Here is a 25221-nt window from a genome sequence, read left to right on the forward strand (position 1 = left end):
CAAGGATTGACCGACCCTTCGTACCGCTACGCCGCGGTGCGATGTCACGAGACATGGAGTTGCAGCATGAACCGCAGCGAGCTGATCGCCGCACTGTCCGACCGAGCCTCGGTGGCCCGCAAGGACGTCGATGCCGTCCTGACCGCTTTCGCCGAGACGGTCGGCGAGGTCGTCGCCAAGGGCGACGAGAAGGTCACCATCCCCGGCTTCCTGACCTTCGAGCGCACCCACCGCTCGGCGCGCACCGCCCGGAACCCGCAGACGGGCGAGCCGATCCAGATCCCGGCCGGCTACAGCGCGAAGGTCTCCGCCGGATCCAAGCTCAAGGAAGCCGCCAAGGGGGCCTGAGCGGCTCCGGGCCGCCTTCCCGGCGCCGGAGCCGTACGGCGAACGCCATGAGGTTCCGGCCTACGGCTCATCCGACGATGTGTCGGCCGGCACCAGTCCGGCGGCACGCAGGTCCGCGGCCAACGTCTCCGCCTCCGAAGGGGAACGCTCCTCCGGTGGCGGAGACGCCTGCGACTTGCCGGCCGCGAGGATGTCGGACCGGGGCCGGTCCCGCACCTCGGCCGTATGCCGCTCACGCCTGAGCGCGAAGTCGAGAGCGTCCTCCTCGTCCTCGAACGCGTACTTGCCGACGACCTTCTCCAGAGCGTCGAACAAACCCGCACGGCGCGTCATCGTCCGGTAGCGCCGCTCTACGCCCAGAAGTTCGCGGATCATCAGGAACTGCTGCTCGTCGTCCCCGCACACCTCGCGCAGGATGCCGACCATCTCGGCGCCGTTCACAGCCAGGGCGCTGTCCACCGGCGGGTCGGGGTACGGCTCACCGGTCGCGGACCGGTAGATGCCGGGAAGCGAGTCCTCGATCTCGTGCTTGACGTACACCCACTCGTGCCGGATGACCCGCAACTCCTCCAAGGTGATCAAGGTCAGGTCCCGGACGTACCGCGGCCCGTTCGCCCGGATCCACGTCTGCGCCTCCAGAAGCCGGCGCAGCCACTCTTCGCGGGCCTGCTGCAGATAGGCGCCGTGCACCAGACGGCCCTTGAACGGATGAAGCCGCCCACTCATCCGCCGGAAGTCCCTCAGATCCCGGTCATCGTCGACGTCCAGGGCGTTGCGCAGCTCCAGCAGCGGCAGCATCCACTCCTTCTCCGCGTCATTGCTGATCATGGCCTGCATGGACCTGTCCTCGGAGACCAGCGTGCAGGTCCAGCAGCCGAACCGGCTGTCGCCGCACGAGGGGGTCGTGGAATCGACGACCAGCGGGCACTCGGCGTCCGGAGACGCCCCCTGGTACATGGTGAGCAAGTCCTTGTTGCTGTGCCCCCACGGATTGGGATGCTGCATGAGCAGCTCCCACACCTCGTCGTTGCTGAGGTCCTCGATCGGCGAGTACACCAGGGAGTTGGGCAGCGAACCGTTGGGGCTGAGACGGTCGCGCACCCTGCGCTTCTCGTGGCGCGCCATGGTCCGAGCCCGCGCCCGCGACTCGGCCTTGCGGGTGCCCAGCACCAAGATGACCTCGCCGAACGCGGCCACCACAGCGCGGATGAACGCATTCGAAGGTTTAATCTTCAATCGTTCTGTGCACCACCGGAACTTGGGCCTCGGCGCGGCGTAGCCGCGGCCGATGAGGCACACCCAGAACGAGTCCTCGACCGCCGGCGTCAGCCGGTGCGCCTCGATCGGCAGGCCCTGCTCTGCGGCTGCCCGCCGCATCGAGTCGAGCGAGGCGTTCACCCAGGCCGCGACCACTGGGTTCTCGACGCCGGTGTCGGTGCTGATGACGTGCACCACCTTGGTGCGCTCGGCCGGAGGCAGGCCGGCCAGCGCCATCCACACGAGCATCAGGCACAGCGTCGAGTCCTTGCCGCCGCTGTAGCCCACCACCCAGGGCACCTGATCCGCCCGGTACAGATCGCGGATCTCTTCGAGGATGCCGGTGAGCCACTGCCCCATGGTCTGGCCGGCGAACGGCGCGGTACGGGTGGGGGAGAGGCCCAGGAGCACAGGAGGACGCATAAAGAAGCCTTCGTGTAGAAGCCGGCCCGAACAGACTGCCGTTGTCCGTCATGCCGGAGGAGAGTCGACGTGGGGCCGGGGCGCGAATACAGCGCCCCGGCCGGGGGAGATCAGCCGTCGTTATGGAGGCGGCGCAGACGCGGGCGCCGAGCGCATCCAGAGATTCCGGTGCTCGATGTGCGGCCCCACGGTGACGACGTTGCGCTCCGACCGCCGCCGAGCAGTCAGGCGACCGCGATCGTGATCACTCACTCCCCATCTGCGCCACCGCGTCCAGGGCGGTACGCATGTCGCGGTACTCCTCTTCGGTCACCTTGCCCGCATCGGCGTAAAAGTCCAGTGACTCGTACAGTCGCACCATCATGTGGTCGGGTACAGCGAACCCGGGTCCGGCCGTCGCCGTGCGGTGCCCTGTCGCGCTGTGCAGCACGGCGACCACGGTGGCCGCATCACGCGCGCTGGTGATCTCGATGGACGGGGAGGAGATGAGTCCTTCGTCGCTCGCCCACAGCACGGCGCGGCCTCCCTCCCAGCGGATGTCGGCCACACCGGGGCGCGAGCCGTAGGAGACGGTGGCCCCGGTGATCTCGGCGGCGAGGGGAGCGAAGTGCCGGATCGCCGCCCGCGTCCGGGCCGTGCGGGCCTCCAGCTCGGTGACCAGCTCCTGCCAGGCGGGCAGGATGTGAGAGCGGATCTCATCGGCGACCGGCCCCGGGGCCCCGATGACCCCTGATGCCTCTCCGCGGTAGTCCGAGCGCCTGCTCCAGACCAGATCTCCCCGCGGGCGGGTCGACACCGTGACCGGAGTGTGCGCCCGTACGGGTGCGGTGGTCCGGATGTCGAATTCGACGCCGGGGCCTTCGAGTACGGCGAACGTCGACGAGTCAGCGCTCGCCGCGCGCCACTGCGGCCCCAGGAGGGAAGCGAGTTGGGCGGCGTACTGAAGGGCGTAGCGGGCGACGGGCACGAGAAGCTCCTGAAGAGGTGAGGCGGTGGGAGGGAGGGGGCGTGAGGGCGGCTACTGGTCCTTGAACGGGTGCCAGTGCGCTGCCGCGCGGTGACGGAAGACGGCCGCCACGATCGCGGGCCAGTCCGTGTCGAGGTGTTCGCGGGGCGCGATGGGGCGGGCGTCCCAGTTCTGGGCCCCGGTGTCGTCGGCGAGGAATGCCTCGCGAAGGCATTCGCCGCACACGCCGTCCACTGGGGCGGGGTAGTGCGGGTCGTCCTCGGCTTCGAGGTCGGGGTGAAGCCGTAGGTGACGGGAGGCCGCCTCGAACAGCAGCCGGGGCCAGTTCACGGCTCCGGCCAGGCGCTGCACGATCGCTGCCGCGCCGTTGCGCATCTCGTGGTACGCGCTGGTGGGCATGGATTCGCATTCGCGAGTCAGGCCGTTCCAGCGCTGGTTGCCGAGCGCGTCCTGGGTCAGGACGCGCACGGCCGCTTCGTAGTTGGGCATGGGGTGGCTCTCGGAGGCGGTAGGAACGGCGAGGTCAGTAGCACAGCCCGGCGCCGTCGAACCAGGCGTGCTCGGGCACCTGGCTGCCGGGCAGGACACCGGAGACGACGGGCGCGGGCGCGAACGCGACGTCGGCCAGGCGGACGTCGGGGGACAGAGGCTTGAGCGCGGTGAGCATGTCGAGGAAGTCCTGCCCGATGAGGGGGTGCGGGCTGGGGAGATTCATCATGAGCGCCGGGTGCGACACGTAGCCCAGCCGCTCGTAGTAGGTGGCCAGCGACGGGGCGTGGATGAGCATGGACAGGCCCCAGCCGAGTGCTCGGTAGCGCTGCTCGGCCTGGCGGATCAGCGCCCGGCCGAGTCCGCGTCCGCGATAGCGCGGTGCGACAGCCACCCCGTGGATCATGATGATCCGGTGCACCAGGTCCAGCATCAGCGAGGAGTTCTGCAGCCCGGGATGCGCCATGAGCCACTGCGGCGGGCCGGCCACCAGTGCGCCGACGGCCTTGCCGCGCCGGTCCTCGGCGATGAGACAGAGGTCGAGCTGGTGGGACAGGGGCGGTTCCGGCGGGAGGCTCAGGGTGCGCCGGACCGCGTGGAACGGCGAGGGGTCGTCGGGATCGGCGTGACGGATCAGGTCCATGAAGACCTCCACATCGCGCTGGCCCGCGTCGCGGAGGCGGAACGGGGAACGGGAGCGTCGAGAAGACAATGCGGTGTCCTGAGAAGTGGCAGCGAAGCGGGCGCGGTGTGGCACCGGGAGAGACGGTGCGACCGATGCCGCAACCGACACCTCAATTCTACTGCGGTAAATCCAATTATGCAATCAGTGATTGGTCGGCCATCGCGCACCGGTCCGCACATGACCGCTGCGGACCCACTTGGCCACCCGCCCGGCGAACTCCCCTCGCGCGAAGCCCTGCGCGTCGCGCACCACGAACCCCTCGTCCCGCTCGACGTCCGTGCGCTGGTCGAAGGCTTCGCGTAGGCGGTGCGGCTCGTCCGGCCGCGGTCCGCGGGCGAGCAGCGGGACGGTGGGCAGACCGAGCATGTCCGCCCAGGCCACCGTCTCGTCCCACGGCAGGCAGACGTCGCCGTCCCACACCGAGAACACCATGAACGGCGGGAGCTCCCGCTCGTAGACGATCGAATGCGCAACCGTCAGGTCCTCACCGCACACCCGCACTCCCTGAGGGATCAGCGGACACACCGCTGCGGCGAAGGCCCGCATCCGGCTCTGCCACGGCCGGCTGCGCCCGGTGGAGGAACGCCCGTACATCCCGCCCGCGTGCAACGTCGTGTTCGCCCCGTCCATCTTGAGCGTGGCGACGAGCTCGCGCCCCGGCTCGGGAACGAAACGCGACCAGTCGCACCAGACGTCGTCGTCCGTCGCCCCCGGAGACCCCGGCAGATGAGGCGTACGCGGATACCTCGGCAGACCGGCGGTCACAGCGTGACCTCCCAGTCACCCGGGCAGCCTCGCTCACGGGCGAGGGAGTACAGCAGCGCGCGGTGAAAGTCGGTGAGGTCGCCGGAGCGCCACAGCCCGCCGACGCGGCCCGCGCCGAGCACGACGACGGGCCCGCGCAGCGGCCGGGCCAGGACCTGCCCGGTCGCGCGGCGAACGAAGGCGGTGGCCAGCTCGTTGGCCGGCAACGCCGTGCCGGAATCCGTGGCCGCCCGGCAGATCACTCGCAGGGCCGTGCCGTCGGCTGCCGCATACCGCACGAAGTGCGGTTCACCGCCCAGTTCGCCGTGCAGCACCGCCCTCTTCAGGGCCCAGGGGCCGGGTACGGCAGTGTTCATCGTCGTGGAGTCGGCGTCGATGCGGACTCCGGACCGAGTGGCAGTCACGAGGGGTCTCCTTGAGGGTGATGGTGGTGTCGGAGCGGCGGTCAGACCGGGCCTGACCGCCGCGAGCGGGAGCGCCCAGGGCCGAAGCGACGACACGGGCGGGGTTCTCGGGGCGCTGGCCCTACTGCGTGGAACACAGCCGTTCGTCCCAGCAGCAGGCATCGCCGACCCAGCCGCCGCCGTGCCGGTGCGCGGTGGCCAGCAAGACGTTCTGCCGGCAGAACCTGCAGCTCGCCACCTCGGCGTCGATGTCGTGCTCCGCGAGGGTGTCGGCGATCTGTTCGTCCGTGGGGTAGCTGTCGAAGGACTCGTCCTCGGTGAGCACAGTGCTGTCACTGACGCGCACCAGGTCGAACGACCCGCCGACATCGCCGTTCCAGACCAGTTCCAGGACGGCGTACTGCTCCCCGAGCACGGTGAACGGTGCGTGGCCGATTTCACGGATCACGATGCTTCCGGGGCGCGAGGAGTTTCCCATGATGATGGCGACCTTCCGATTTCTTCCTGGCGGGCGGTGGGGTGTGGCCGGGCGTGCCGGCCCAGGGGCTTCTGACCACGCGGCCGCGGGGGGTGAGCGCCCACACCTCATCCGGTGCCTCGTCCTGCTGGGGAACGGGCTGCGCTGCCGTGCGTTTCCACACGAGCAGGCAGGCACTGTGATCGGTGTCGGGGAAGTCCGCGGTAGGCCGGTCCGCCAGAGCGACAGCGCGGTTCACGCCGTCGTAGTACGTCGGGCCGTGCTGCCTGCGCACACGCTGCTTGAGGGCCCATTCGGGGACGGCCTGGTTCGGGGCGAATTCCAAGGGATCGAGGCGCACCGGGCGCTTTTCGCGTGAGGGGATGAAGGTGAAGTAGACGGTCATGGGTCCGGATTCATCACGGGTGCGGAATGCGGTGGTAGGGACGGGGCGGGCGGCCGGCTCAGAAGAGGCTCTCCTGGCCCGCTGCCTCAAGGACTTCTGCGCGGGAGGGGGTCGGTGCCTTTGCGGGCGGTGGCGGTTCGAGGGCTCGGCGGGCCTGCAGCTCGTCCGCGTTCGCCCGTCGGACCATCACCTCGTGCTCGTCGAGCCCTTCGAGGTCCTCCACCGTGTAGCCGACCGAGGGCTGTTCCAGGTGGGCCCCGAGCCTGGCCAGCAGCGCGCTCCAGTCCGGACCGTACGCGCCGAGCACCGAAACGACGGCGCCGGACGGGTGCGCGGTGTCCCGGAGTGTGAAGCCGGCCGGCTGGGCGGAGGTAGGCAGCCCCTTCACCTCGTACGCGGACAGCCGGTCGACGTCCAGAGCTGCCAGTGCCCGCGCAACCGTGTGACTGCGGGTGGGGCGCACAGCTACGCCCTGCGGCGTCGCTCCGGGCCTGCCGGGGGATCGCCCCGCGGTCGGCGAACTGCCAGGGTCTCGTGCCATGTGGGTTCTCCAGATATTCGCGAGAGAGGTGGGCGCGAAAGGCGCCCGCCTCGTGCCGTGGCGCGGGCCCGCCCTGCGGCCCCGTGCCGCATCACCGGGCCTGGGTCGCGCCCATGTCGGCGGCCGGACGGGTGGAACCTGGGCAGCCTTCGTGCTCCGCCGTACAGGCGTGGACGCCCAGAATCATGACGCCACCCTCCGCGGTGGCCAGGACGGCAAGGGCCTTGGCCAGCGCGACTCGGGCTGACTTCTGATGGGTTCCACCGAACTGCAGATCGTCCCCGTGCTCCGCGATCATGTCGATGAGCTCTTCGCGTAGCGCATCGATCCGTTCCGCCGACATACGGCTCTGTTCCTGGATGGCGAGAGGGACAAGGAAGCACAGGAAGTCGGCCAGTCCGCTCCGCAGACGAGGGTTCGGCAGAAGGGCGCGGTACGCCTCGTCGGTCTCATCACCGACGCGGACTACCCGCCCGAAGGGGCCATGGGCCTTAGAGGACACGGGTGGCCTCCGCTCCGGCGGCGAGGACCTGGACGTCCAGGACGTCGAGCACTTCCGCCCGTCGGTGATGATCGATGGTGTCGGGCGTGCACGCGGCGTCGAGAACGCCCGGCCCAAGCTCCTCAAGGAGGCGCTGGGCCTCGGCGCGGCTCGGCGCACGGTCGCCGGGCACTCGTACGGCGAGCGAGACGTCGTGTACGGCGACAACGACAGCTTTCGCCCGGACAGTGATGCTCTGGTGGGTCATGTGGCTCTGGTGTGAGTACGGGGCGCCGGGATCGCGGCACCGGAAGGCGGTTCGGGCAGGGGCTTCATGCCGCGACACAGGGGCGTGGCTGCATGGAGGGCGCAAGGCCGTTGGTCGGTGAGCGGTTGCCGCCGCATGCGGCGGCCTGGTTCAGGTGGGCAGGGGGGTGCCGTACGGACGCAGCAGCCGGGGGCCGAAAACGTCCTTGAGGTCCCACTGCTCCGGATGCGCGGAGTCCGACAAGAGCATGCACAGCACGTGCTCGGGATCGTTTCCGAGGACGGGGTGCCCGTACAGATGGAGCTGCTCGGGGTAGTCGTCGAGCACGAGGCCTGCGGCGCGCATCGGCTGCATGAGGCCGGCCAGGTCCTGCCCGGTCCGCGGGAGTCGTGCATCCCGCCAGGCGCGGGCGATCTCGCGGTGACGGCCTGCGTCGGGGACGGGAAGCAGATCGTGGAAGGTGTGAAGGACCGTGCCGTCGGCGGCGCGGACGCTGTGCAGTTCCAGGTCACGGCCGGTCTCGGCGTCGTAGCTGTCGTCGACGTGAAACACCAGATAGGCGGCGCCGGGGATCTGGGCGCGCAGCGTGTCGGCGATCAGGAGGGAAAGCCCTTGTGCGTCGTCCTGCTGATCCTTCTGGGCCTGGCGCCAGTCGATGGGGTCGACGTAGCCCCCGGTGTCTTCGGAGAGGGCATCGCGCAGACGGCGCACCGCGCGTACGGCGCGGCCCTGCAGCGCGCTCAGCGCGACGGGTGAGGCGTCGCGGTACGCGTCGAGGGGGCCGTTCTCATCGAGGAGACCGAGGGCGGCTCGGACATCGTTGAGAAGGCGCTTCGGCGGGTTCGCGGGCATGGGGATGCTGTTCCGTTCGTGCGGTGACCCGTCGGTGACGGGCGGGGCGGGGCGGGGCGTTGCAAGATCAGGCGAGGTCGGGCGGGCGTCGGCTCAGGAGTGCGGCGTGGGCACGTGCGTCCTCAGCGGTGTAGCCGCTGTCGCAGTTCGGGCGGCAGTACGCACTGGGCGGGGCACCGCATCCTTCACAGGTGTCGTCGAACTCGGAGGCAAGGAAGGGCCGCTGCGGACTTCGTGGGCCGTCGTGAGTGCGCACTGTCTGATCCGTTCAGTTCATGGAGGTATGGCGGTGCTGCGGAGGGCGCGGCCTCGACGAGCCGGCGCGCGGACCCATGCACCCGGCGTGCCGGCAGAACCGGCTGGGGTCTGCGTCATCGGCCAGAGTCAGCGACGTGGTCTCCAGCCGTTGGGCGCGCCCGCATCCGGCCCAGGGAGCGGGGCCACTGCGGTAGACGACGGCGCGGTGCAGTTTGCCGCCCGGCGCCGCCTCGCCGACGACCGGCCCCCGTCCGTCGATGAGGTAGGCGGAACTCACTCCTCGATCTCCGTGCGGTCCTCGCGGATCTCGGCAGCGGCGAGGCGCTCGTCGGCACGCTTGGCCATACGGCGGGCGTTGCGGCGCTGGTTGCGCCGGTTCGCACCGCGACGTCGCGGGAAGGGCCGGGTCTCGTCGTGAAACCAGGGTCCGGTCCGGTAGTTGAGTACGGCCAAGGCTGCTCCAGTCCAGAGTCAAAAGGGGCCCGCCACCCCGCACCTTGAGGTCTCTGGGGTGGCGGTCATCGATCCCGCGGGGGTGCGGGCCGGTGTGCCGCGTCCCGCATCGGCAAGGGCGGGATCGGCGAGGAGCGCTGACGTGGTGCCGCGCCCCGATTGCTAACTACACATTACATGATGCAATCCAATTAAGCAATACAGTTCGAGTGTGGCCGGGCGCCGCGCAAGAAATCGGCCCGCCACATGTCACACGGGCACCGCCCTTCACACCTCTATGGGCGACATCCGCTCCCTCCCCGGACGAAGGAGACTCGGTGCCCGACGACTTCACGGCTCCGCCCCGACGCGACGACCCGTTCGACTTCCCGGACTGGCCGCCGGGACCCTCCACCCTTGCGGCATGGCGGCAGTGGGCCACCCGCGAGCCCTACGACACGGCCCGACAGGAAATCTCCGACACCGGCCCGCTCATCCCCGAACCCACCACGCCCCAGACTCGCGCCGAGGCCCGCATCCTGACCGCGCTCATCCGCGAGTACGGCATGCACCGGCCCGAACTGACCGACGGCCCGTACGGGATCACCAGCATCACGCCCCGCTCGGACGAGCTCACCATCCACATCGCCGACCGAGAACTCGAACGCTGGGCCCGTGCCCTCACAGCTGCAGGAATCGACATCCGCGCGGAAGCAGCCGCCCAGAACACCGGCACGGCGACCGCCGGGGTCACGCTCGCCATCGACGGCGCACGCATCAACCTCGCCCCCGCCACGCCCTCGGCCTGGCACGACGCGGCCGACAGCGCAGCGCAGCGCCCGGCCCCGCCCGCCAGCAACGATCACGCCACCCCCGAGAACGAGTTGGCGACGCTGCTCTCTGCCACGCTGCGGCGCATCGGCCTTCTCTGGGACGTGGCCCACCGGCACTCCAGCGTGCACCTGATGCTCACCGAGCACGCCGGCAAGACCCACCTTCTCGACGCCTCGGCAGGACGGCACAGCCTGAGCGTCATCCCCCTGTGGCAGGCCCTCTCCATGCCCTTGCAGCTGTGGCCGGCCCGCCCCGCACCGCGCAGGGCGGACGCGGGAGCAGCCGTACTCGACGCCGTGAACGCCTTCAAGCCCCAGCCGACCGCCACCGACCCGGCACAGTCCCTGTGCCATCTCATGGACTTGGAGGCCACCGCGGTCACCCGGCGCGCGGCCACGCACGCGCTGAAGATCGCACAGGCGGTCCTCGACGATCCGGCCCATACCTCGATCTGGGACGCCGGGGGCTGGGTCGGCACCTGCCGTCGCTCAACGGCCCGCGGTGAATACTCCACCCACGAGGACCGCCTGGTGCCACCCGGAACGGAGCGGCTGCTCGACGCTCCCGGAATCGACCTCCTCGAACTCGGGGCTCTCGCGCTGCGCGCCCAGTTGTCTCAGAAGGAACTGGACGACCTCCGGGGCCTGGAGAAGTACCAGGTCCCCCTGTGGTGGGGCGTGGACACGCTGATCGAACTGCTGAACTGGGCGCTGGCCGCCGCGACCAGCCCGCCCCTTGCCGATGCTCAAGAACACCCAGCCCCCCGCCGCACACTCCAGAGGGCGGCGCAGGAAGCCGCATCGCACATGATCGCTGTGCACGAAGCCATCGAAGACGTCGGTGCGGCTGAACTCCGGCGCGAACACGACACGTGGCGCCTCTCGAAGCCGGATGCCGTCGCCACCGAGAGCGCTCCGACGATTGCGGACCTGATCCTCGCCGCCCACGCGCACGACGTGCTCGACTTCCGCGCGCTCGTCCAGGCACTGACCTACTTCAGCTACCGCGTCCACTCCACCGCCGGCCTTCCCGACGGACACCGCAGCCTCGAAGACGACGGGGACTTCCCCAACAGCTTCACCGGGTACATCAGTACTTGGTACGGCCAGCCCTGCACCCTCGTCGGCGAAGAAGCCAACCAGGCCGCCGTGGGCAGTGCCGCCTACCGCCGGCATCTGGCGGCACACCGCGCGGCCTTCGACCCCTTCGTCGAGTGCTACCTGGCCGCAGCCGACGAGATGCCGGGGCGACACGACGTGGCCGAACGCCACCGCGCCGGGGCCCAGGCCCTTCGGACAGCAGATCTCGCCGCGCTGAGGGACCTCGACCCGCGGTGGCGACCCGGCTGCGGCGACGAGTTCCTGAGCATCGTGGCGACCCTCCCACTGGAGGTGCACGAGGTCGAGTCCTGGGTCGACGACATCTTCGGAGAGGACGCCTGACCCGCACCGTGCCGGGGGCGCCAAGGAAGGCGACCCCGGCACGGTGGCGGACGCGATTCGAAGCGCCCCACCGCAGAGGTCCTCGACCTGATCGGCGCAGCAACGCTGGACCGCCGTCGGTGCGGTCCCTGAGTCGGTCGACCCGTCCGGCGCGGTGCAGATGGGGCCTGGGCCGGGGCGCTGCTGGTGGCGTCCCGGACGCCCGCCGGGCGTCGCCCGCGAGGAGTCCGTCCCGATGGACGGCACCCGGGCGCAGGCGCGGATGTGCTCGACGGCGCCGAGGGCCGGACGGTCGGCGCGGACGGCGACCGGGTGCTACGGCACGTCCTCGACATGGAATGAGCGGACGACCAGTATCAGGACCAGGCGGCACGGTGCTGCGGATCCCGCGCCGTTCGTGTCGGCTCTCACGGATTGGCCGTACCGCTTCTGACCTGGCGCTGCGTAAGGTTGCTGGCACATGCCAGAACGGGGAGAGGACGGCACCGGGGTGAGAACGGACGGACACTGGAGTGATCATGCGGCCTGCCGGGCCGCCGACCCCGAGGAACTGTTCGCCGATGGGGCGGGACAGAACAGGTCGAAGGCGATCTGCTTCGGATGCCCGGTGCGCACGGAATGCCTCGCCCACGCCCTCGACACCCGCGTCGAGCACGGCGTGTGGGGCGGCATGACCGAGCGCGAGCGGCGCGCCCTGCTGCGCCGTCGCCCGACAGTCACCTCATGGCGGCGGCTACTGGACACCGCACGTCAGGAACACCGAGCCCACATCGTGCGCGTTGCGGGCCCTGGAGCGCGGTTGCCCGAAGCCAGTTGAGGGATCGCCCGGACACCCCGGCCATGGCGCGATCAGGGAGGTCGTGCCGGCCCAGGGAGCGGCACCGGCGGCCTGAGCCGGTGCAGCGGGCACTGCGCCGCGGTGGCTCGTGGCCTCCGCGGCGCCCTCGGCGGTGTTACATGTGCGAATCCGTCCGTGCGGCACGGATCTGTGTGAGCAGGCCTTCTGCCGCGTGCGCCTTGGCAGTTGCCTTCTTCGTTGCAGAAGCGGTGGCGGACAGGCTCTGGCCGCCCATATCGGCGCGTGCCGTGCACGAGAAGACCATCTGGTGGCCGGGGCCGTCGCTGGACATTCCGTACGTCAGGCCGGTGATGACCTGGGTTTGTCCGAGCTCGTTGAGTACCGACACCGGGGAACGGTCCTCAGCGGGCGGGAGCGCCTTCGAGGCGGGTGCGGCCCCGGTGCGGCCCCAGGATGCAAGATCACGCGAGGGGTCGGGCAGGTCGGCCAGGCGGGCGAGCAGGCTCAGAGCGGCCTGGTGGCGGGCTCCCTTCTTCGTGGAGCCCGAGCGCTCGGCACCGGTGGCCTGGTCGTCGCCGGAGGACCAGGAGGCCTGGGCACGGAAGACGGCGTCGTGCCCCTGGCCCCGGGCCTCGACGGTGAACTCGGGCAGCTCGCACCCGTTGACCTGGGCGTGTACCGAGAGGACGGACACGGCCGTCTCCGGTGACGCAGCGATGGCTTGCAGGCACGCGACGCGGGCCGGCTCCCATCCGGCCCCGCTCGCGACGAGCAAGACGAGCTGCTGCTCCAGGGAGGTGAGCTTCTGGTCGGCGGCGCGTCGGGCAGCCTCGTCGACGAGCGAGGGCCCGGCGATCTGCTCCTTGCAGCCTCGCTTGAGGATGGCGTGGAAGGCCGCGGTGTCGAGCCTGGAGTAGTCGGCTGAGCCAGCGGCCGCGGCGCGCCGTGTGCGGGAGTGCGTGACGGACTTCCTCGACTCGCTCTCGGCCTCTCGGTCCTGGCGCGCGCCGTCGTTCAGGGCCTGTGCGACGGCGTGGAGCTCGTCGGCGGAGTAGGGGCTGGCGGTCTTGTCGAGGTGGCTGAGGATGATCCGTTGCACCACCAGGTCGGCATAGCGTCGCAGCGGCGAGGTGCCGTGGAGGTAGCCGGGAAGGTTCAGACCCCAGTGTCCGCTCATGAACGGCGCGTACTCGGCGGCTCTGAGGGTCATGAGGGTGCGTTGCTGCAGCGCCGCCAGCCGGGCGTCGGAGCGGGCGGTGAAGGCGAGGTCAAGGTCGTGGAGCAGGGTGTCCCGGGGCGGGGCGACCTTGGAGGCGGAGTGGTTGCGGAAGAGCACCGGAAGGTCGCGTTCGGCAGCCCACCCGGCCAGCGCCGTGTTTGCGGCGATCATGCACTCCTGAACGATCACATAGGCGATGTTCCGTTCGAAGGATGCCAGCCGCACCACGGTGCCGTCCTCGTCGGTGGCCCAGCCGGACAGCAGGTCGTACAGGGCGAGTGCCCCGTGCTCCCGCCGGCGCGCGAGGAGAACTTCGCTCACCGCGGCGGCCTGGCGCAGACCGTCGTGCAGCGGGTGGCCGGAGTCGCGGACCGCGGCGGCGACCTCGGAGTGGTCCATGGCCAGGGCGCCGCGCACCGTGGCCCGCTCGACCTCGACGTGATTCACGGATCCGTCCTGGCCGATCTTCATGTGCACCGCCAACGCCGGGCACGCGCGCCCGGGTGCCAGTGTCAGGCGGTCTTCCACGGGCCGTGGAAGCATCTTGGCCCGGCCGCGCCAGCCGCCGTAGGCCGACTCGCGCCGCTGGAGGGCCTCGCGGTCGGCGTCGCTGCCCAGGGCGACCCCGGAGGCGACGTCGGCGACATAGACCGTCAGCCGCCATCCGTCGCTCGTCGGGTGGACCGCGATGGCGTCGTCGCGGTCGATGGTCTCCTTGCTGTCGATCATGACCGGGTCGGTAAGGGCACCGACGGGCGAGCCGGCGGTGAACTGAACGCGGGACAAAAGAGGAGTTCCTTCCTGGGCCACACAGTGTCGTCGGGCGCCGGTGCAAGGCAGGCGCACCAACGAGGTACTTCGCATGATGCCGAACAGCGGGCGCAGTTGGCCGGGCATCGGCAGAAGCGCACCAGCCGACGATCCTGAAGAGGAAAAGCAACTGCGGCTGAACATAGAGGTTTTGGGCAAGTTGGTGCTGTCTATAGGGCCGCGCGAGCCCGTGGAACCGGGGGTTTACGCGGGTCCGGCGGTGTCGTACAGCTTGGTGACGTATGTGCGGGTCTGCTCCTCCCAGTGTAGGTTCAGAACGCGGCCGATCACGGCCGCTGCGGTCATCGGGCACACCACATCGGCGGCCTGCTGGGCTCGGGTCCTGATGCCTTCGCCGCGCCCGATATGGGTCCACGGGTAGTCGCTGCGGAAGCCGACCAGACGGCCGATGTCGTTCTGGTGGATACGCTGTCCGCTGTCCTCGTCCTTCCAGCCGTAGGCCGTAGCCGTCACGCAGTTCGAGGGCCGGTCCGCGGAGAAGCCGCCGCCGCCCTTGGGGCGGCCGGTGCGCGGGTCGATCCCGCGCTGCCCCCGGGTGTTGACCCGGCGTCCCGGCCCCCAGCCGACGCACTGGGCGAATGTCGTTACAGGGAAGGGCGTTTCGGGATGAACGCTGATGACAGGCGTCTGGTTGCGGTAGGCGGTCAGGAAGCGCCGCTTGCGGTGCGAGGGCGACCCGTGCTCCACGGAGTCCAAGGTCATGGCCTCCGTGGTACGCCATCCGGCCTGCTCGAACTCGAAGAAGATCGCTTCCTCGATCTCGGCCGGTAGGGCGCTGGACTGCTCGACGGCGACCCACTCGACCGATCCGTTGCTGCACAGCATGGCCAGCGGCCAGATGGCCGCCTCGGCCATCAGCCCGGCCCGCTCGTCCTCGAGGCCGGCGAGCCGGGCTCGTACCTCGGGCCACGTCTCACCCGAGCGCGGGGCGCACCCGGCATCGGACCCGTCGGCGTGCACGGTCTGCAAGTAGCCGGCCGCGCCTCCCACGGACCGGATCACCGAGCAGACCAGCTCGATCGCCGCGACCTCGTGCCCCCGGCGGCGCCCTGCGGGACTGAATGCCTGGCACGGCGGGGAGAGGATGACACCGACGACCCACTGAAGCGCTGGGTGTTCAGGGTCCAGGGCAGCGATGTCGGCGACGATGCACAGGTGTCCGGCGGCATTCGCGGTAGCGGCTGCGCCGGGGTCCAGGTCGACGCCGATCATGTCGACGTCCGCCCCCAGCACACGGCGGATCCCCTCGCTCCAGCCGCCCGGGCCGTGGAACAGGTTCACGATCCGCGGCCGGAGCGCCACCCCGTGCGCATCGGTGTCAGGAGGCCACAGCCAGCGAACCGGCCACGGCGCCGCGTACCAGGTGAGGAGCGCGAGGGTATCCGCGTCCAGCGCCGCCAGCCGCTCGGCCGTCATGGGACCGGCCTCGTCGAGCAAGCCGAGCGTCAGCGCGGCGAGCTCGCCGCGGGCAGCGTCGGCCAGGCCCTGGAGCTCGTCCTGTCTGGCCCCCTCGTCAATCAGGTACGTGCACTCGGCGACCCGCTCCTGCGCCACGAAGGCCCACTGCGCCGCCTCGCGCCCGGGGCGCTCAGCGGCGTACGCGGACAAAGCCTCTGCCGTGGCCCGGCACGCGGCGAGCGCCGGGTCCTCCTCGGCGCGGACGAAGGAGCGGGCGCCATCTGGCATCTCACCGGCCGCAGCCGGGACGAATCCGTGAACCTCGTGCCGGACAGGCTGTGCCGGCTTGCGGCTCGGACGCGCGCCGGAGCGAGACGGCCCGCCTGGCCGGGGCCGATCCCCTGGCCGGGCTGATGGTGCGTGCGTGGCCCTGCGGCCGGCGCGTAGTGCCTGGCCCATCGCCTAGGACCGCGGGGTGTTGTCGGTGTAGCAGCCGCGGTTGAACCGCTTCCGGCCCTCACGCCAGCCGTGTTCGTACGCCTCGTGCTGGTCACGGTGGTAGCTCGGCACGGCAGGGTGGCGGCGGTCGTGCTCCGTGCCGTACGCCCTGACGAAGGCGGCGTGGTCCCAGCCGTGTTCGACCCCCGACTGCCACGCCCGTCCGGCGGACGAGAACGCCTGCCCGTACGCGACCGGCACGGCACGCATGGAGCGCAGCACGAAACCCTCCAGCAGCCCCAGCACGTCGTCCGCGGGCCCCTCATGGGCGACGTCGTACCCGGCGGCCCGCAAGGCCCCCTCGCACGCGCCGCGCACCGCGCGGGCCTCTCTGGCGAGTGTGGTGATGAGCTTGTGCTCGGCACGGCGCCGGGCCTTGCTGCCCAGCTCATGCTGGTCGACGGCGGCGCGCTCCTCGGAGGTCAGGTAGCGCGGCGCGAATGTGATCAGCACGCCTTCCTCCGGGACGGCCGTGACGGTGGCGCGCCCGCGGTGCGCGGCCGGGATCGAGACGAGTGCGTGCGTGGTGGCGTCGTGGACGGAGGCGGTCATGGAAGCGGTGCTTTCTGCACAGGCGTGCGGCTGACGTTGTCCTCAGAGGAGGAGGAGCGCCGTTCGTGGTCCCGCCGGGCCGGAAGACCCGGCCCGGCGGGATCACGACACGGACTGGGCGTTACGCGCTCTTGGGACTCTTGCGCGCGGCGCTGCGTCCGGCCTCGGGGACGGGGCGCTCGCCGCGCGCCATCGCGGTGAACGCGGCGCCCGGGCGGAACACGATCCGCCTGCCTGCGGGGACCAGGACTCGCTCACCGGTCTGCGGATTGCGTGCGCGGCGCGCGGGGGTGTGGACCGCCTGGAGCTTGCCGAACCCGGTCACGGAGACGGCGTCGCCGTCCAGGACGCGCCGGACCAGCGTGTCCAGCACCAGTTCCAGGGCCTCAGCGGCCCGGGCGGTGGAGATGCTGCCGTTGGCCGCGATCTCCTTGATCAGCTGCTGCTTGTTCAAGGTACTTCTCGTTTCTGCTCATGAAGTCGGCGTGCTCGAAGAGGCGCTCGTGGCGCCACCGCTCGCCCAACTCCCCTAAGATTACTGCAATAAACCCAATTAAGCAATCTATAGGGGTGGAGTGAGCCCCGGAAGAGCGCGGTGGCGGGGAGAGAAGCCCGGCCTCCCGCCCCGCCACCGCGTCCACCGGATCAGCCGAGGTAGTCCATGACCAGTGCGGCGAAGGCGTCCGGCGAGAGAACCTCCACACCCAGCTGCTGGGCCCTGACAGCCTTCGTGCTCAGCTTGCCACCGGCCGCCGGAGCAGCGACGAGGTAGTCCGTGTTGGCGGTGACGCTGCTGCCCGCCTGGCCGCCGGCCTTCTGGATCAGCGCGGTCATGTCGCTGCGCCCGAGGCCTTCGAGGAAGCCGGTCATCCTTCCGGTGACGACCACGACCTTGCCGGTCAGCGGCCCCTGACCCGTGCTGGCGGCCTCGGGCTCCGTCAGGGTGACGCCCGCGGCCACGAGCTTGTCGATGACCGGCCCCTGGTCGGCGAGCTGCTGGACGATGACGGGCGCCTTCTCCGCGCCGATGCCGTCCACCTCGCGCAGGGCCGCCGCGTCCGCGCGGCGGATGGCCTCCATGGTTCCGAAGTGGGCAGCGATCCGGCGGGACATGCTGCGCCCGGTGCCGACGATGCCGAGAGCGCAGAGGATGCGGTTGAGCGGCAGTGACTTGGCCTGCTGGATCTGTTCGGCCAGCTTGGCTCCGCGCCTGGCGCTGCCGGAGGCCTCGGTGAGCTGTTCGGTGCTGAGGGTGAAGAGGTCGGCGACATCCCGGACGGCTCCGGCGTCAACGAGGGCCTTGACGTACCGGGCGCCCAGGCCGTCGATGTCGAGCTGGTCGCGCCCGGCGGCGTACTCGATCAGGGCGGGCAGACGGCACGCGGTGCCCTTGACGCAGCGCCACCGCTCCTGGCTCTTGTCGATCTCTCCGCCGCAGTTCGGGCACCGCTCCGGCAGCGGCACCGGCACGGCGTCCTTGGGCCTGCGGGCCACCACCGCGGCCTCGACCCTGGGAATCACATCGCCGGCCTTGTGCACGGTCACCGTGTCGCCCAGGTGGAGATCCCTGCGTCGGATGTCGCCGGGGTTGTGCAGCGTGGCACGCGACACCATGCTTCCTTCCACCTCGACGGGCTCCAGCTCGGCGGTCGGCGCGATCATGCCGGTCCGGCCCGTCTCCCAGCTGACAGCGGTGAGCACGGTCATGCGCTCCACGGCCGGCAGCTTGTGGGCGACCGCCCAGTACGGGAACCGGCTCCCGGCCCCCAGTGCGGCCTGCTCAGCCGCACTGACGGCCTTGACGACGACACCGTCGATGTCGAACGGCAGCGAGCCGCGCTGTTCCCTGATCTCCTCGACGCGCCGTGCAGCCTCGGCCAGCGTGTCCACCACGACGCTGCCGGTCGGCGTGTCGCTGATCGTCTGGACCCCCGCATCGCCGACCGCCTTCAGGACCTCCAGGTGCGTGGCTCCCCCGGGTACGAACGTCTCTCCCGGAAGGTCGACCGCGCCGAACGCGAAGAACGTCATCGGCAGCGTGTAGTCGCGGTCCCTGGCCCGCAGCGTGCCGGAGGCCCCAGCGCGCGGGTTGGCGAACGGCTTCGCACCGTGTGCGGCACGCACCTCGTTCGCGCGCTGGAACTGGTCACGGGTAAACAGGGCCTCGCCGCGCACTTCGAACGTCAGCGGCTCCGTCAGCCGGACGGGCAGTCCGACGATCGTGCCGCCCACGTGGCTGATGTCCTCACCGTGGCTGCCGCTTCCCCGGGTGAGAACCTGGGTCAGGCGGCCGCGGACGTAGCGGGCGGCGATGGCGTTGCCGTCGAGCTTGGCCTCCACTGCCCAGCCACCGGCGAGAGGGCGGCCCAGCCTCCGGTCCGCCGAGGCTCCCCAGTCGAGCAGCTGCTCGCGGCTGAAGACGTTGTCCAGCGACAGCATCATCTTCGTGTGGGGGACATCGCCCGTCGGTGCCGCGCCCGCCCCGACCTTGCCGGTCGGAGAGTCCGCGGCAACGTCCTGCGGGTGGCCCTTTTCCCAGGCCGCGATGGCTCGGATGAGCCGGTCGTAGGTCACGTCGTCGAGCGGGCTGTCCCCGTCGCCGAAGTACGCCTTGGCGGCCTCGACCGCCTGGCGGACCGCTGCCAGGTAGTCGTCGCGGCTGGACAGCACCGGTTCTGAGGCAAGGGTGGTCATGAAGAATCCCGATTCATATGAGATGTGGTGATGTGGCGGCGCATCAACGTGCCGCCGCGGGACGGCCCGCCGGGCGGCGGGCCGTAGAGGGAGGGTGCAGAGCCGAGGTGTCAGGCCCGGCTGCCGACGGCGACGGCCGCGGCGATGTGCGCCAGCTTGGTGCGCAGGGTGAGGGACATGGAGGCGTACGCGGACACCATGTCGGGGTGCTGCGTGTCGAGCAGCCACTCCTCAACGAGCGCCAGCCGCGCCCGCAGCCGGGCATCCTGTTCAGCGAGCTGTGGGGAGGCCACGCCGACAGGGACAGGCAACTCGGGAGCTTGGCCCGTGACGGGCGCAAGGACGGCCGCGGTAAATCCCAGGGGCAGGCCGGCCGCCGGAGACCGGGAGGCAAGGACCTCCGCGTCCTGGAGCGCGAGGACTGCGTCCGCTGGAGCCGCGACGGCGTCCGCGTCCGGCTCAGCGTCGACGAAGGCGATGACCACCGTGTCGAGCAGATCTGCGATGCGCTCCAGAGCCCCGCGGTCGGGGTGCTGCCCGGCACCGCTGCGGATGACGTCCGCGAGTGCACTGGCGATCAGCGCGGCGTGCTGGGAGGGCGTTGTGATCAAGGAAGCGTCCTTCCGGGAGTCGACGGGCCTGACTGCGGGAGGCGGGAGGCGGGAGGCGGCGTGGTGAGCGGCCGGGGCCGGGCGGATCAAAGGACAAGGCGGCCGTGGCGGTAGCGGGCGGACGGCGGCACCGCACACCCGGGAAGCAGACCGGTGACGACCCTTGCCGGAGCCCCCGGCACTTCAGTGAGCCCGACCCCGGGGACGAGGGGCTTCACAGCACTCTGGTGCCCGGGCATCTTGCGTACCTGCATGCCGTTGGGCAGTGCGACGAGCAGCCGCTCCTGCCCCGCCGTGTAGCCGTGCCGGGTGTAGAAGCCGGCGAGCCCGGGCGGATGCTCCAGCACGAGCAGGCGAAGCCCCGCGAGGCGGCTGTGATGCTCGGCCGCGCGCAGCAGTTCGCTGGCGATGCCCTGTCCCCGGACGTCGGGCGCGACCGCAACACCCCCGATGTACAGGACGCTGCGCACCAGTTCGATGCGTAGGGGGTGGGTCTCGGTCCAGTGAGGCGGGCTGGCCATCAGCACGCCGACGATGCGGTCGCCGCGTCGGGCCGTCAGGCACAGGCAGTCTCCGTGCGTGAGCCGCCCCGGCGGCAAGGAGAGGGCCACCGGGACCGTGCGCGGGACCGGCTCGCCAGGGCTGACCAGCGACAGCAGATCACAGACCGTGTCCAGATCGCGGAAGCGGGCGCGTCCGATACGTACAGGGGGTGTGGGTTCAGGAGAAGCGTCGTGCTGCATGGGTTCCGTCCAGAAGGCGGGAGACCGCCGGGTGAATCATCGGTGCCGGGCCCACGTGGGCGTCCGGGAAACGGCCTGTGAGGAGGCCGGTGTGTGAAGGAGAGCGATCAGCTCTCGAAGATGCTCACACGCTACTTGAATAAATCCAATTATGCAGCATCCTGGGTTCGGTTCGCCACCCATTCCGGCCCGGTCTGCCGGGTGGGTGCAACCGGGACGGCGAGGTAGAATTCGAGGACCGCCAGGTGTCGAGCCACCGGATCGCCGAAGGCGAACCTCGCGCGCCGCAGCTCGCCCCCGGCCGTCATGCCTACGATCCGGTCCTCCATCAGCGTGTACGTCTGGGCAAGGGCGACTTCGATGCGGTCGCCGGCGGCGTGAAGCCGCGGGCACACCTGCAGCGCATACGCCGCACAGTCCTGATGGAGCGGCGGCTCCAGGTAGTACCCGGCGTCCGTCTCGCCGACGAACGCCAGCTGTTCCATGGTGGCGATACCCTTCGTGCACAGACCGCACAGTCGCTGGACCATGAACTCGCGCTGCCGAACCGGGCATTGCTCACCGAAAGCGGGAGTTCCGCGCCCCGGCGTGCATGAGCAGGTGATGTGACCCCCCAGCTCGTCGTTCGACGTTACGAGGATCGAACCGTCGTCATCCGCCTCGTACCAGGAGACGTTGCCGGGGACTGGACGTCCCGCAGTGTTGCGGGGCAGCTGGGCGACGTGCTGCGGCATGGGCGCACTGCGCCAGGAACCGTTCACTGAATTACTCCGTTTTGCACTTCTCGGTGTCGGCGGTGGCGCCGAAGGCGCGCTCCTCGATCAAGCGTCGCGAGTGGGCGCGAGAGGAGCCCGCTGCCCGAATGCCTAGAGACTACCGAAGTAAATCCAATTAGGCAATATCGATGCTCCTGCTCATGGTCCCTCGGCCAGTGGGACGTGTTCCGCCGCAGGCCCAGTGACGGGCCGCCACCTGGCAGGCTGACGACATGACTTCCGTCGACGACGCCCTGAGGCTCGTGTGGCCAGCCGAGCTGCGCACCGACCGTCTCCACTTGCGGCCGGTCACCACAGATGACTCTCCCCTCGTACGCCAGTTGCTGACCGATGCCACAGTCCGCGCCCACCTCGGCGGCCCGGCCTCGGAGGAGCGCGTCGCCGCGCGGCAGACCACGTACCCGACGACAGCAGGCGCCTGGACCGTCGTCCGGGCAGCCGACGACCAGCCGGTCGGCTTGGTGACCATTGGCCCCGACCACCGGTGTGAAGGCGCCGCCGAGATCTCCTACCAGCTGCTCCCCTCTGCCTGGGGTAAAGGGCTGGGGCGGGAAGCGGTGGCCGCGGCCGTCAGCTGGTGGACGGAGGCCGCACCCAAGGGCGGCCCCATGGTCGCGGTCACCCAGGCAGCGAACGCAGGGTCGCGCCGCTTGCTGGAGTCGATCGGGATGACGCTCGTCGACGAGTTCGAGGAGTACGGGCAGCCTCAGTGCCTCTACACCCCCGCCGGAGACCAAGAGGACACCGATCTGCGCTGGGCCCGCCTGATCGCCGAGCGCGTGGACACCGCCGAGAGGCGCCGCGGCGCACAGGCTCGCGCGACCGCCATGGGCCAAGAGCTTCCGGACAACCTGACAGCACTGTCTGACGGCGACCTGGCCCAACTCTGCCCTGATCGGCATGGTGCCTACGGCCGTATCTGTGCCCGCACCGCCGGCCACCTGCCGGACCTTCACCTGGGCCGAGCCCCCGACGGCGCGTGGATCGCCTGGCTGACGAGCGATGGACTCGAAGACACCTGATCCAGTGATCAGCGCTTTGGCGCTCCTCGACATGGTCGGAGAGCGTCGGGCGTGCGAGCATCCCGGTTCGGCGCTGCCCGCGGGACAGTCTAAGGGCTGGCCACCTCGTGCGGGTGGTCATTGACCGTTCACCCCTCGCCGGCCTGTTCCGACGTGCAGGCTCGTCCGTGAAACGACGTCCGGCAGGGGAGGCCCGCGGTGCTCGACACGGAGCTGCACGAAGACCTGAAGGAGATCGTCACCATGAGGGCGATCATGTGTGTGGAAGGGCCGGAAGCACTCCAGTACACCGGGGCCGTCACCCGGGCGGTGGTACAGCTGTCCGAAGAGGCGCCGGAAGTCGCGTGGATCGATGCCAAGGCTCCGCGGGATCGCGCCGCGGCGGTGGAGGCCCTGTACACCGCGCTGCACCTGGACAGTGCTCATGGCCCGCGGCCACGTCGCCTGGCGGATGCCGAGAACCTGATCGTTGCCGAACTCACGCGCACGCCACGCCTGGTCGTGGTGCTCGGCGCCCACGAACTGCGCACCGTTGCATTGGAGATGCTGTACGGCATGTGGGCACACCTGGTGCCTGGGAAGTTCGCGTGGGTACTGACCGGCCGGAGCGGAGAGCTGGAGAACGTCCTGGCGCACCCGGCCCTGGCAAGCCTGCAGTCCTGCGTCTTCCTGCGGCACCGGGTCCCCGAGCCGGCATGACGCTCCAGCCCCCGGCGCTCCTGATGAATACGCCCCGGTCGCTCTGACCCCGCTGACCGGGAGGCGGCGCGACGCCTCCCGCGTCGCGGCTCGACGCCGCGCCGCTCCCTCGGGCGGCTCCACGATCGGCTGTGCCGGCGCCAGGCCTCGACCGGGTGAGCGTGCTCGGCGGCAGACGGCGCCCTTCAGGCCCCGTCTTCCGGGTTCCGCGGCGCCGGTCCGTCAGATGTAGAGGTGTTGTCGGTGGCCGGCGTGGCGCTCGGGCTCGGTCGCGACGGTCGGCCCCCCGTGCTCGCGGGCGCGGTTGTTGGCGGCGGTCACGCAGGCTGAGCAGACGAGCCGCGGCACCGAGGTCGGTGTGCGGCCAAGAGTCGGCTGCCCGGTTGCGGGATCGATCTCCACCACGGTGGCGCACCGGGCGCACATGGTCGTGAGGGCGGCACAGGACCAGCACGGGCCGGTCACGGTCAGTTCGTCGGGGGCCATGGGGAAGCTCTTCCTGGAGTCACGGGATTTCGGTAGCGGGAAGGTCGCGGACATCGGCGAGCACATCCGCGACCAGCGGTGCTCGAACAAGGCGATTGCCAGGAGCAGTTCGCAGATGTGGGCGGCGTAGTCGCGGAAGCGAGTGCTGGTGAGGGACTTCACGTACCCCGGCCACACGAGGTGGGTGTGCTCGGGGAGGGTCGTGAGATTGCGTCGGAGTGTGAGGGTGTTGTCCGATGACGGCCCCGGCCCGCGCGTCGGTGCCGGACCGGGGCAGGCTGTTACGAGCGGGTGCCGGAGCGGTGGGGGACGATTCGCACCGCTCGGCGGGGGTCGACGTCGCGGCCCCTGGGGCCGTTGACGTGCGCCTGGACGGGGACCCGGATGGGCTTGCACTCGCCGCCGGCCTCGATGATGGCGCGGTGCTGGTGGGGGTTGGGGCAGCGGTTCTGGTACCTCGCGCTGACCTCCCAGCGGAGCGTGTTGTCCTTCCACTTGGGGCCGGAGTCGTCGGTGGTCGCTCGGGCTGGGGCGCTGGGGTCGCTGGAGGCCTGCGCATGGACGGGTTCGCAGATGATGCGGATGTGGCGCTTGCGGACAGTACGTTTGCCGCGCTTGTTCTTCCGGCTGCGGCCGGTTGGCTTGGCGCCGGTGCTGTCGTTCTGGGGGACGCTGACCACGTCCTCGTCCGGGGTGGTGATGTCCGGCGCTTCGGTGGGACGGCGGAGATCCCAGAAGGCGAGGAGGATCGCGAGACTGCTGGCCGGGTCCGGCGCTCCGAAAAGGCGGTAGTTGCTGTAGCCGCCGAGCCTCCCCTGGTGGAGGGCGATCACGCCGTTGGGACAGTACGGGCCACGCGGCAGCTCGATGGAGGCGGCGAGCCGGGGCGGGAGGCGGGTGGGAATCAGGCGGGTGGCGGTGATGGTCTCGACGTCGAGGACGAGTTCGTCGCCAGTGCCTTCCATGTGCCAGGCCATGCCGTAGGGCGGGTGGAGGTCGTCGAGGCTGATCGGGGTGGGGAAGTGGACGAGCCCGTCGCGGACGGGGGCCACGTCTTCGAAGTTCCCGGCGACGACGCTGTCGTTGTTCACGAAGGGGTGCGCGGCGATGCGTTTGCCCATGCTGTGAGGGGCGACCCATACGTCGCTGGTGCGGTAGGCGGCAGCGAAGTTTGCGCACTGGGCCCGATAGGCACTGAGGGCGTCGCTGGTCGGTTCCTCGCCGGTCATGGTGATGTGCATGGCCTGGAAAAGGTCCATGCCGCGCGGCACGCCGCGGACGGGCTTGCCCCAGAAATCGGCGAGCCGTGCACGCATGCGCTCGGCGTGGCGGGCGAGCCCGGTGACGGTGGGATGTGGGGCGGGGATCGGGGGGATGGGCGTCGTATTGGTCACGAGGGCTCCTGAGGGGCGGCCTGCGGCTCGGGAGAGCGGCCGCCGGGGGCAAGTGGTGAGAGCTGCGGAGCGGGCCGACGATGGGCCCTCGGTGGCTCGTCTCGCCGCAACTCGCCCTCAATATTACAGCAGTAAATCCAATTAAGCAACAATCGAGGTCTGTGGTGATCCCCTAGACATGCGGCCGTTT

At 70.4% G+C, this 25221-nt stretch carries 28 protein-coding genes; 5 read left to right on the forward strand and 23 right to left on the reverse strand.

Annotated features, from left to right (window positions below; genetic code table 11):
• Positions 1-66 precede the first annotated feature (66 nt).
• Positions 67-348 (forward strand): HU family DNA-binding protein, encoded by a 282-nt coding sequence (locus tag IE326_RS26955; RefSeq protein WP_007490405.1) that lies wholly within the window; start codon positions 67-69, stop codon positions 346-348.
• A 60-nt stretch (positions 349-408) separates the two neighbouring features.
• Here IE326_RS26955 and dndC read toward each other — a convergent pair whose 3' ends face one another.
• From dndC to IE326_RS27020, 13 genes are all read right to left on the reverse strand, one after another.
• Positions 409-2028, reverse strand: a complete 1620-nt coding sequence (dndC, locus tag IE326_RS26960) for a DNA phosphorothioation system sulfurtransferase DndC (RefSeq protein ID WP_373310275.1) — start codon at positions 2026-2028, stop codon at positions 409-411.
• A 244-nt stretch (positions 2029-2272) separates the two neighbouring features.
• Positions 2273-2995 (reverse strand): hypothetical protein, encoded by a 723-nt coding sequence (locus tag IE326_RS26965; protein WP_190043358.1) that lies wholly within the window; start codon positions 2993-2995, stop codon positions 2273-2275.
• 51 nt (positions 2996-3046) lie between these two features.
• A complete protein-coding gene (locus tag IE326_RS26970) occupies positions 3047-3484 on the reverse strand; it encodes a hypothetical protein (RefSeq protein ID WP_190043359.1) in 438 nt (145 codons plus the stop codon).
• 34 nt (positions 3485-3518) lie between these two features.
• Positions 3519-4127 (reverse strand): GNAT family N-acetyltransferase, encoded by a 609-nt coding sequence (locus IE326_RS26975; RefSeq protein ID WP_190043360.1) that lies wholly within the window; start codon positions 4125-4127, stop codon positions 3519-3521.
• Positions 4128-4310: 183 nt separating this feature from the next.
• Positions 4311-4934 carry an RNA ligase family protein gene (locus tag IE326_RS26980; RefSeq protein ID WP_229915657.1) on the reverse strand — a complete coding sequence of 208 codons (624 nt, stop codon included), beginning with the start codon at positions 4932-4934 and terminating at the stop codon, positions 4311-4313.
• Complete coding sequence (locus tag IE326_RS26985; protein WP_190043361.1) at positions 4931-5338, reverse strand: hypothetical protein; 408 nt, start codon at positions 5336-5338, stop codon at positions 4931-4933. The genes IE326_RS26980 and IE326_RS26985 overlap by 4 nt, the downstream gene beginning before the upstream one ends.
• Positions 5339-5459: 121 nt before the next feature.
• Positions 5460-5786 carry a hypothetical protein gene (locus tag IE326_RS26990; protein ID WP_190043362.1) on the reverse strand — a complete coding sequence of 109 codons (327 nt, stop codon included), beginning with the start codon at positions 5784-5786 and terminating at the stop codon, positions 5460-5462.
• Positions 5776-6201, reverse strand: coding sequence for a hypothetical protein (locus tag IE326_RS26995; RefSeq protein WP_190043363.1), 426 nt, complete (start codon positions 6199-6201; stop codon positions 5776-5778). The genes IE326_RS26990 and IE326_RS26995 overlap by 11 nt, the downstream gene beginning before the upstream one ends.
• Positions 6202-6259: 58 nt before the next feature.
• A complete protein-coding gene (locus IE326_RS27000; protein WP_190043364.1) occupies positions 6260-6664 on the reverse strand; it encodes a hypothetical protein in 405 nt (134 codons plus the stop codon).
• A gap of 169 nt (positions 6665-6833) precedes the next feature.
• Positions 6834-7244 carry a hypothetical protein gene (locus IE326_RS27005; RefSeq protein ID WP_190043365.1) on the reverse strand — a complete coding sequence of 137 codons (411 nt, stop codon included), beginning with the start codon at positions 7242-7244 and terminating at the stop codon, positions 6834-6836.
• On the reverse strand, positions 7234-7491 hold the full coding sequence (locus IE326_RS27010; RefSeq protein ID WP_190043366.1) for a hypothetical protein: 258 nt from the start codon (positions 7489-7491) through the stop codon (positions 7234-7236). Before IE326_RS27010 ends, IE326_RS27005 begins: the two co-directional genes overlap by 11 nt.
• A 150-nt stretch (positions 7492-7641) precedes the next feature.
• Complete coding sequence (locus IE326_RS27015; protein ID WP_190043367.1) at positions 7642-8343, reverse strand: hypothetical protein; 702 nt, start codon at positions 8341-8343, stop codon at positions 7642-7644.
• Positions 8344-8874: 531 nt separating this feature from the next.
• The gene (locus tag IE326_RS27020; protein WP_190043368.1) at positions 8875-9054 is read right to left on the reverse strand and encodes a hypothetical protein; all 180 of its coding nucleotides are present in this window, start codon (positions 9052-9054) and stop codon (positions 8875-8877) included.
• 317 nt (positions 9055-9371) lie between these two features.
• Between IE326_RS27020 and IE326_RS27025 the strand changes: the two genes are divergently transcribed.
• A complete protein-coding gene (locus IE326_RS27025; protein WP_190043369.1) occupies positions 9372-11309 on the forward strand; it encodes a hypothetical protein in 1938 nt (645 codons plus the stop codon).
• A gap of 460 nt (positions 11310-11769) precedes the next feature.
• Positions 11770-12126 carry a WhiB family transcriptional regulator gene (locus IE326_RS27030; RefSeq protein WP_190043370.1) on the forward strand — a complete coding sequence of 119 codons (357 nt, stop codon included), beginning with the start codon at positions 11770-11772 and terminating at the stop codon, positions 12124-12126.
• 136 nt (positions 12127-12262) lie between these two features.
• On the opposite strand, the gene IE326_RS27035 is transcribed toward IE326_RS27030, so the two are convergent.
• The 8 genes from IE326_RS27035 to IE326_RS27070 all read right to left on the reverse strand — a co-directional run bounded on the left by IE326_RS27035 (position 12263) and on the right by IE326_RS27070 (position 21388).
• The gene (locus IE326_RS27035) at positions 12263-14056 is read right to left on the reverse strand and encodes an RNB domain-containing ribonuclease (protein ID WP_190043371.1); all 1794 of its coding nucleotides are present in this window, start codon (positions 14054-14056) and stop codon (positions 12263-12265) included.
• Positions 14057-14341: 285 nt separating this feature from the next.
• Positions 14342-15844, reverse strand: a complete 1503-nt coding sequence (locus tag IE326_RS27040) for a DNA cytosine methyltransferase (RefSeq protein ID WP_190043372.1) — start codon at positions 15842-15844, stop codon at positions 14342-14344.
• A gap of 174 nt (positions 15845-16018) precedes the next feature.
• Complete coding sequence (locus tag IE326_RS27045) at positions 16019-16606, reverse strand: hypothetical protein (protein ID WP_190043373.1); 588 nt, start codon at positions 16604-16606, stop codon at positions 16019-16021.
• 121 nt (positions 16607-16727) lie between these two features.
• Complete coding sequence (locus tag IE326_RS41590) at positions 16728-17060, reverse strand: HU family DNA-binding protein (protein ID WP_007490353.1); 333 nt, start codon at positions 17058-17060, stop codon at positions 16728-16730.
• 191 nt (positions 17061-17251) lie between these two features.
• A complete protein-coding gene (gene ligA / locus IE326_RS27055) occupies positions 17252-19300 on the reverse strand; it encodes an NAD-dependent DNA ligase LigA (protein WP_190043374.1) in 2049 nt (682 codons plus the stop codon).
• Between the two features lie 110 nt (positions 19301-19410).
• Positions 19411-19911, reverse strand: coding sequence for a hypothetical protein (locus IE326_RS27060; RefSeq protein WP_190043375.1), 501 nt, complete (start codon positions 19909-19911; stop codon positions 19411-19413).
• Between the two features lie 86 nt (positions 19912-19997).
• Positions 19998-20654 carry a GNAT family N-acetyltransferase gene (locus IE326_RS27065; RefSeq protein WP_190043376.1) on the reverse strand — a complete coding sequence of 219 codons (657 nt, stop codon included), beginning with the start codon at positions 20652-20654 and terminating at the stop codon, positions 19998-20000.
• 149 nt (positions 20655-20803) lie between these two features.
• Positions 20804-21388, reverse strand: coding sequence for a hypothetical protein (locus tag IE326_RS27070; RefSeq protein WP_190043377.1), 585 nt, complete (start codon positions 21386-21388; stop codon positions 20804-20806).
• Positions 21389-21642: 254 nt separating this feature from the next.
• Between IE326_RS27070 and IE326_RS27075 the strand changes: the two genes are divergently transcribed.
• Together IE326_RS27075 and IE326_RS27080 are read left to right on the forward strand one after the other, a co-directional pair.
• Positions 21643-22452 (forward strand): GNAT family N-acetyltransferase, encoded by an 810-nt coding sequence (locus IE326_RS27075; protein ID WP_190043378.1) that lies wholly within the window; start codon positions 21643-21645, stop codon positions 22450-22452.
• 198 nt (positions 22453-22650) lie between these two features.
• Complete coding sequence (locus IE326_RS27080) at positions 22651-23151, forward strand: hypothetical protein (RefSeq protein ID WP_190043379.1); 501 nt, start codon at positions 22651-22653, stop codon at positions 23149-23151.
• 222 nt (positions 23152-23373) lie between these two features.
• Here IE326_RS27080 and IE326_RS27085 read toward each other — a convergent pair whose 3' ends face one another.
• Positions 23374-23799 (reverse strand): hypothetical protein, encoded by a 426-nt coding sequence (locus IE326_RS27085; protein WP_190043380.1) that lies wholly within the window; start codon positions 23797-23799, stop codon positions 23374-23376.
• Between the two features lie 119 nt (positions 23800-23918).
• Complete coding sequence (locus IE326_RS27090) at positions 23919-25031, reverse strand: hypothetical protein (protein WP_190043381.1); 1113 nt, start codon at positions 25029-25031, stop codon at positions 23919-23921.
• Positions 25032-25221 lie beyond the last annotated feature (190 nt).

Source organism: Streptomyces filamentosus (assembly GCF_014654895.1).
In the GTDB taxonomy this organism is placed as follows: domain Bacteria; phylum Actinomycetota; class Actinomycetes; order Streptomycetales; family Streptomycetaceae; genus Streptomyces; species Streptomyces filamentosus.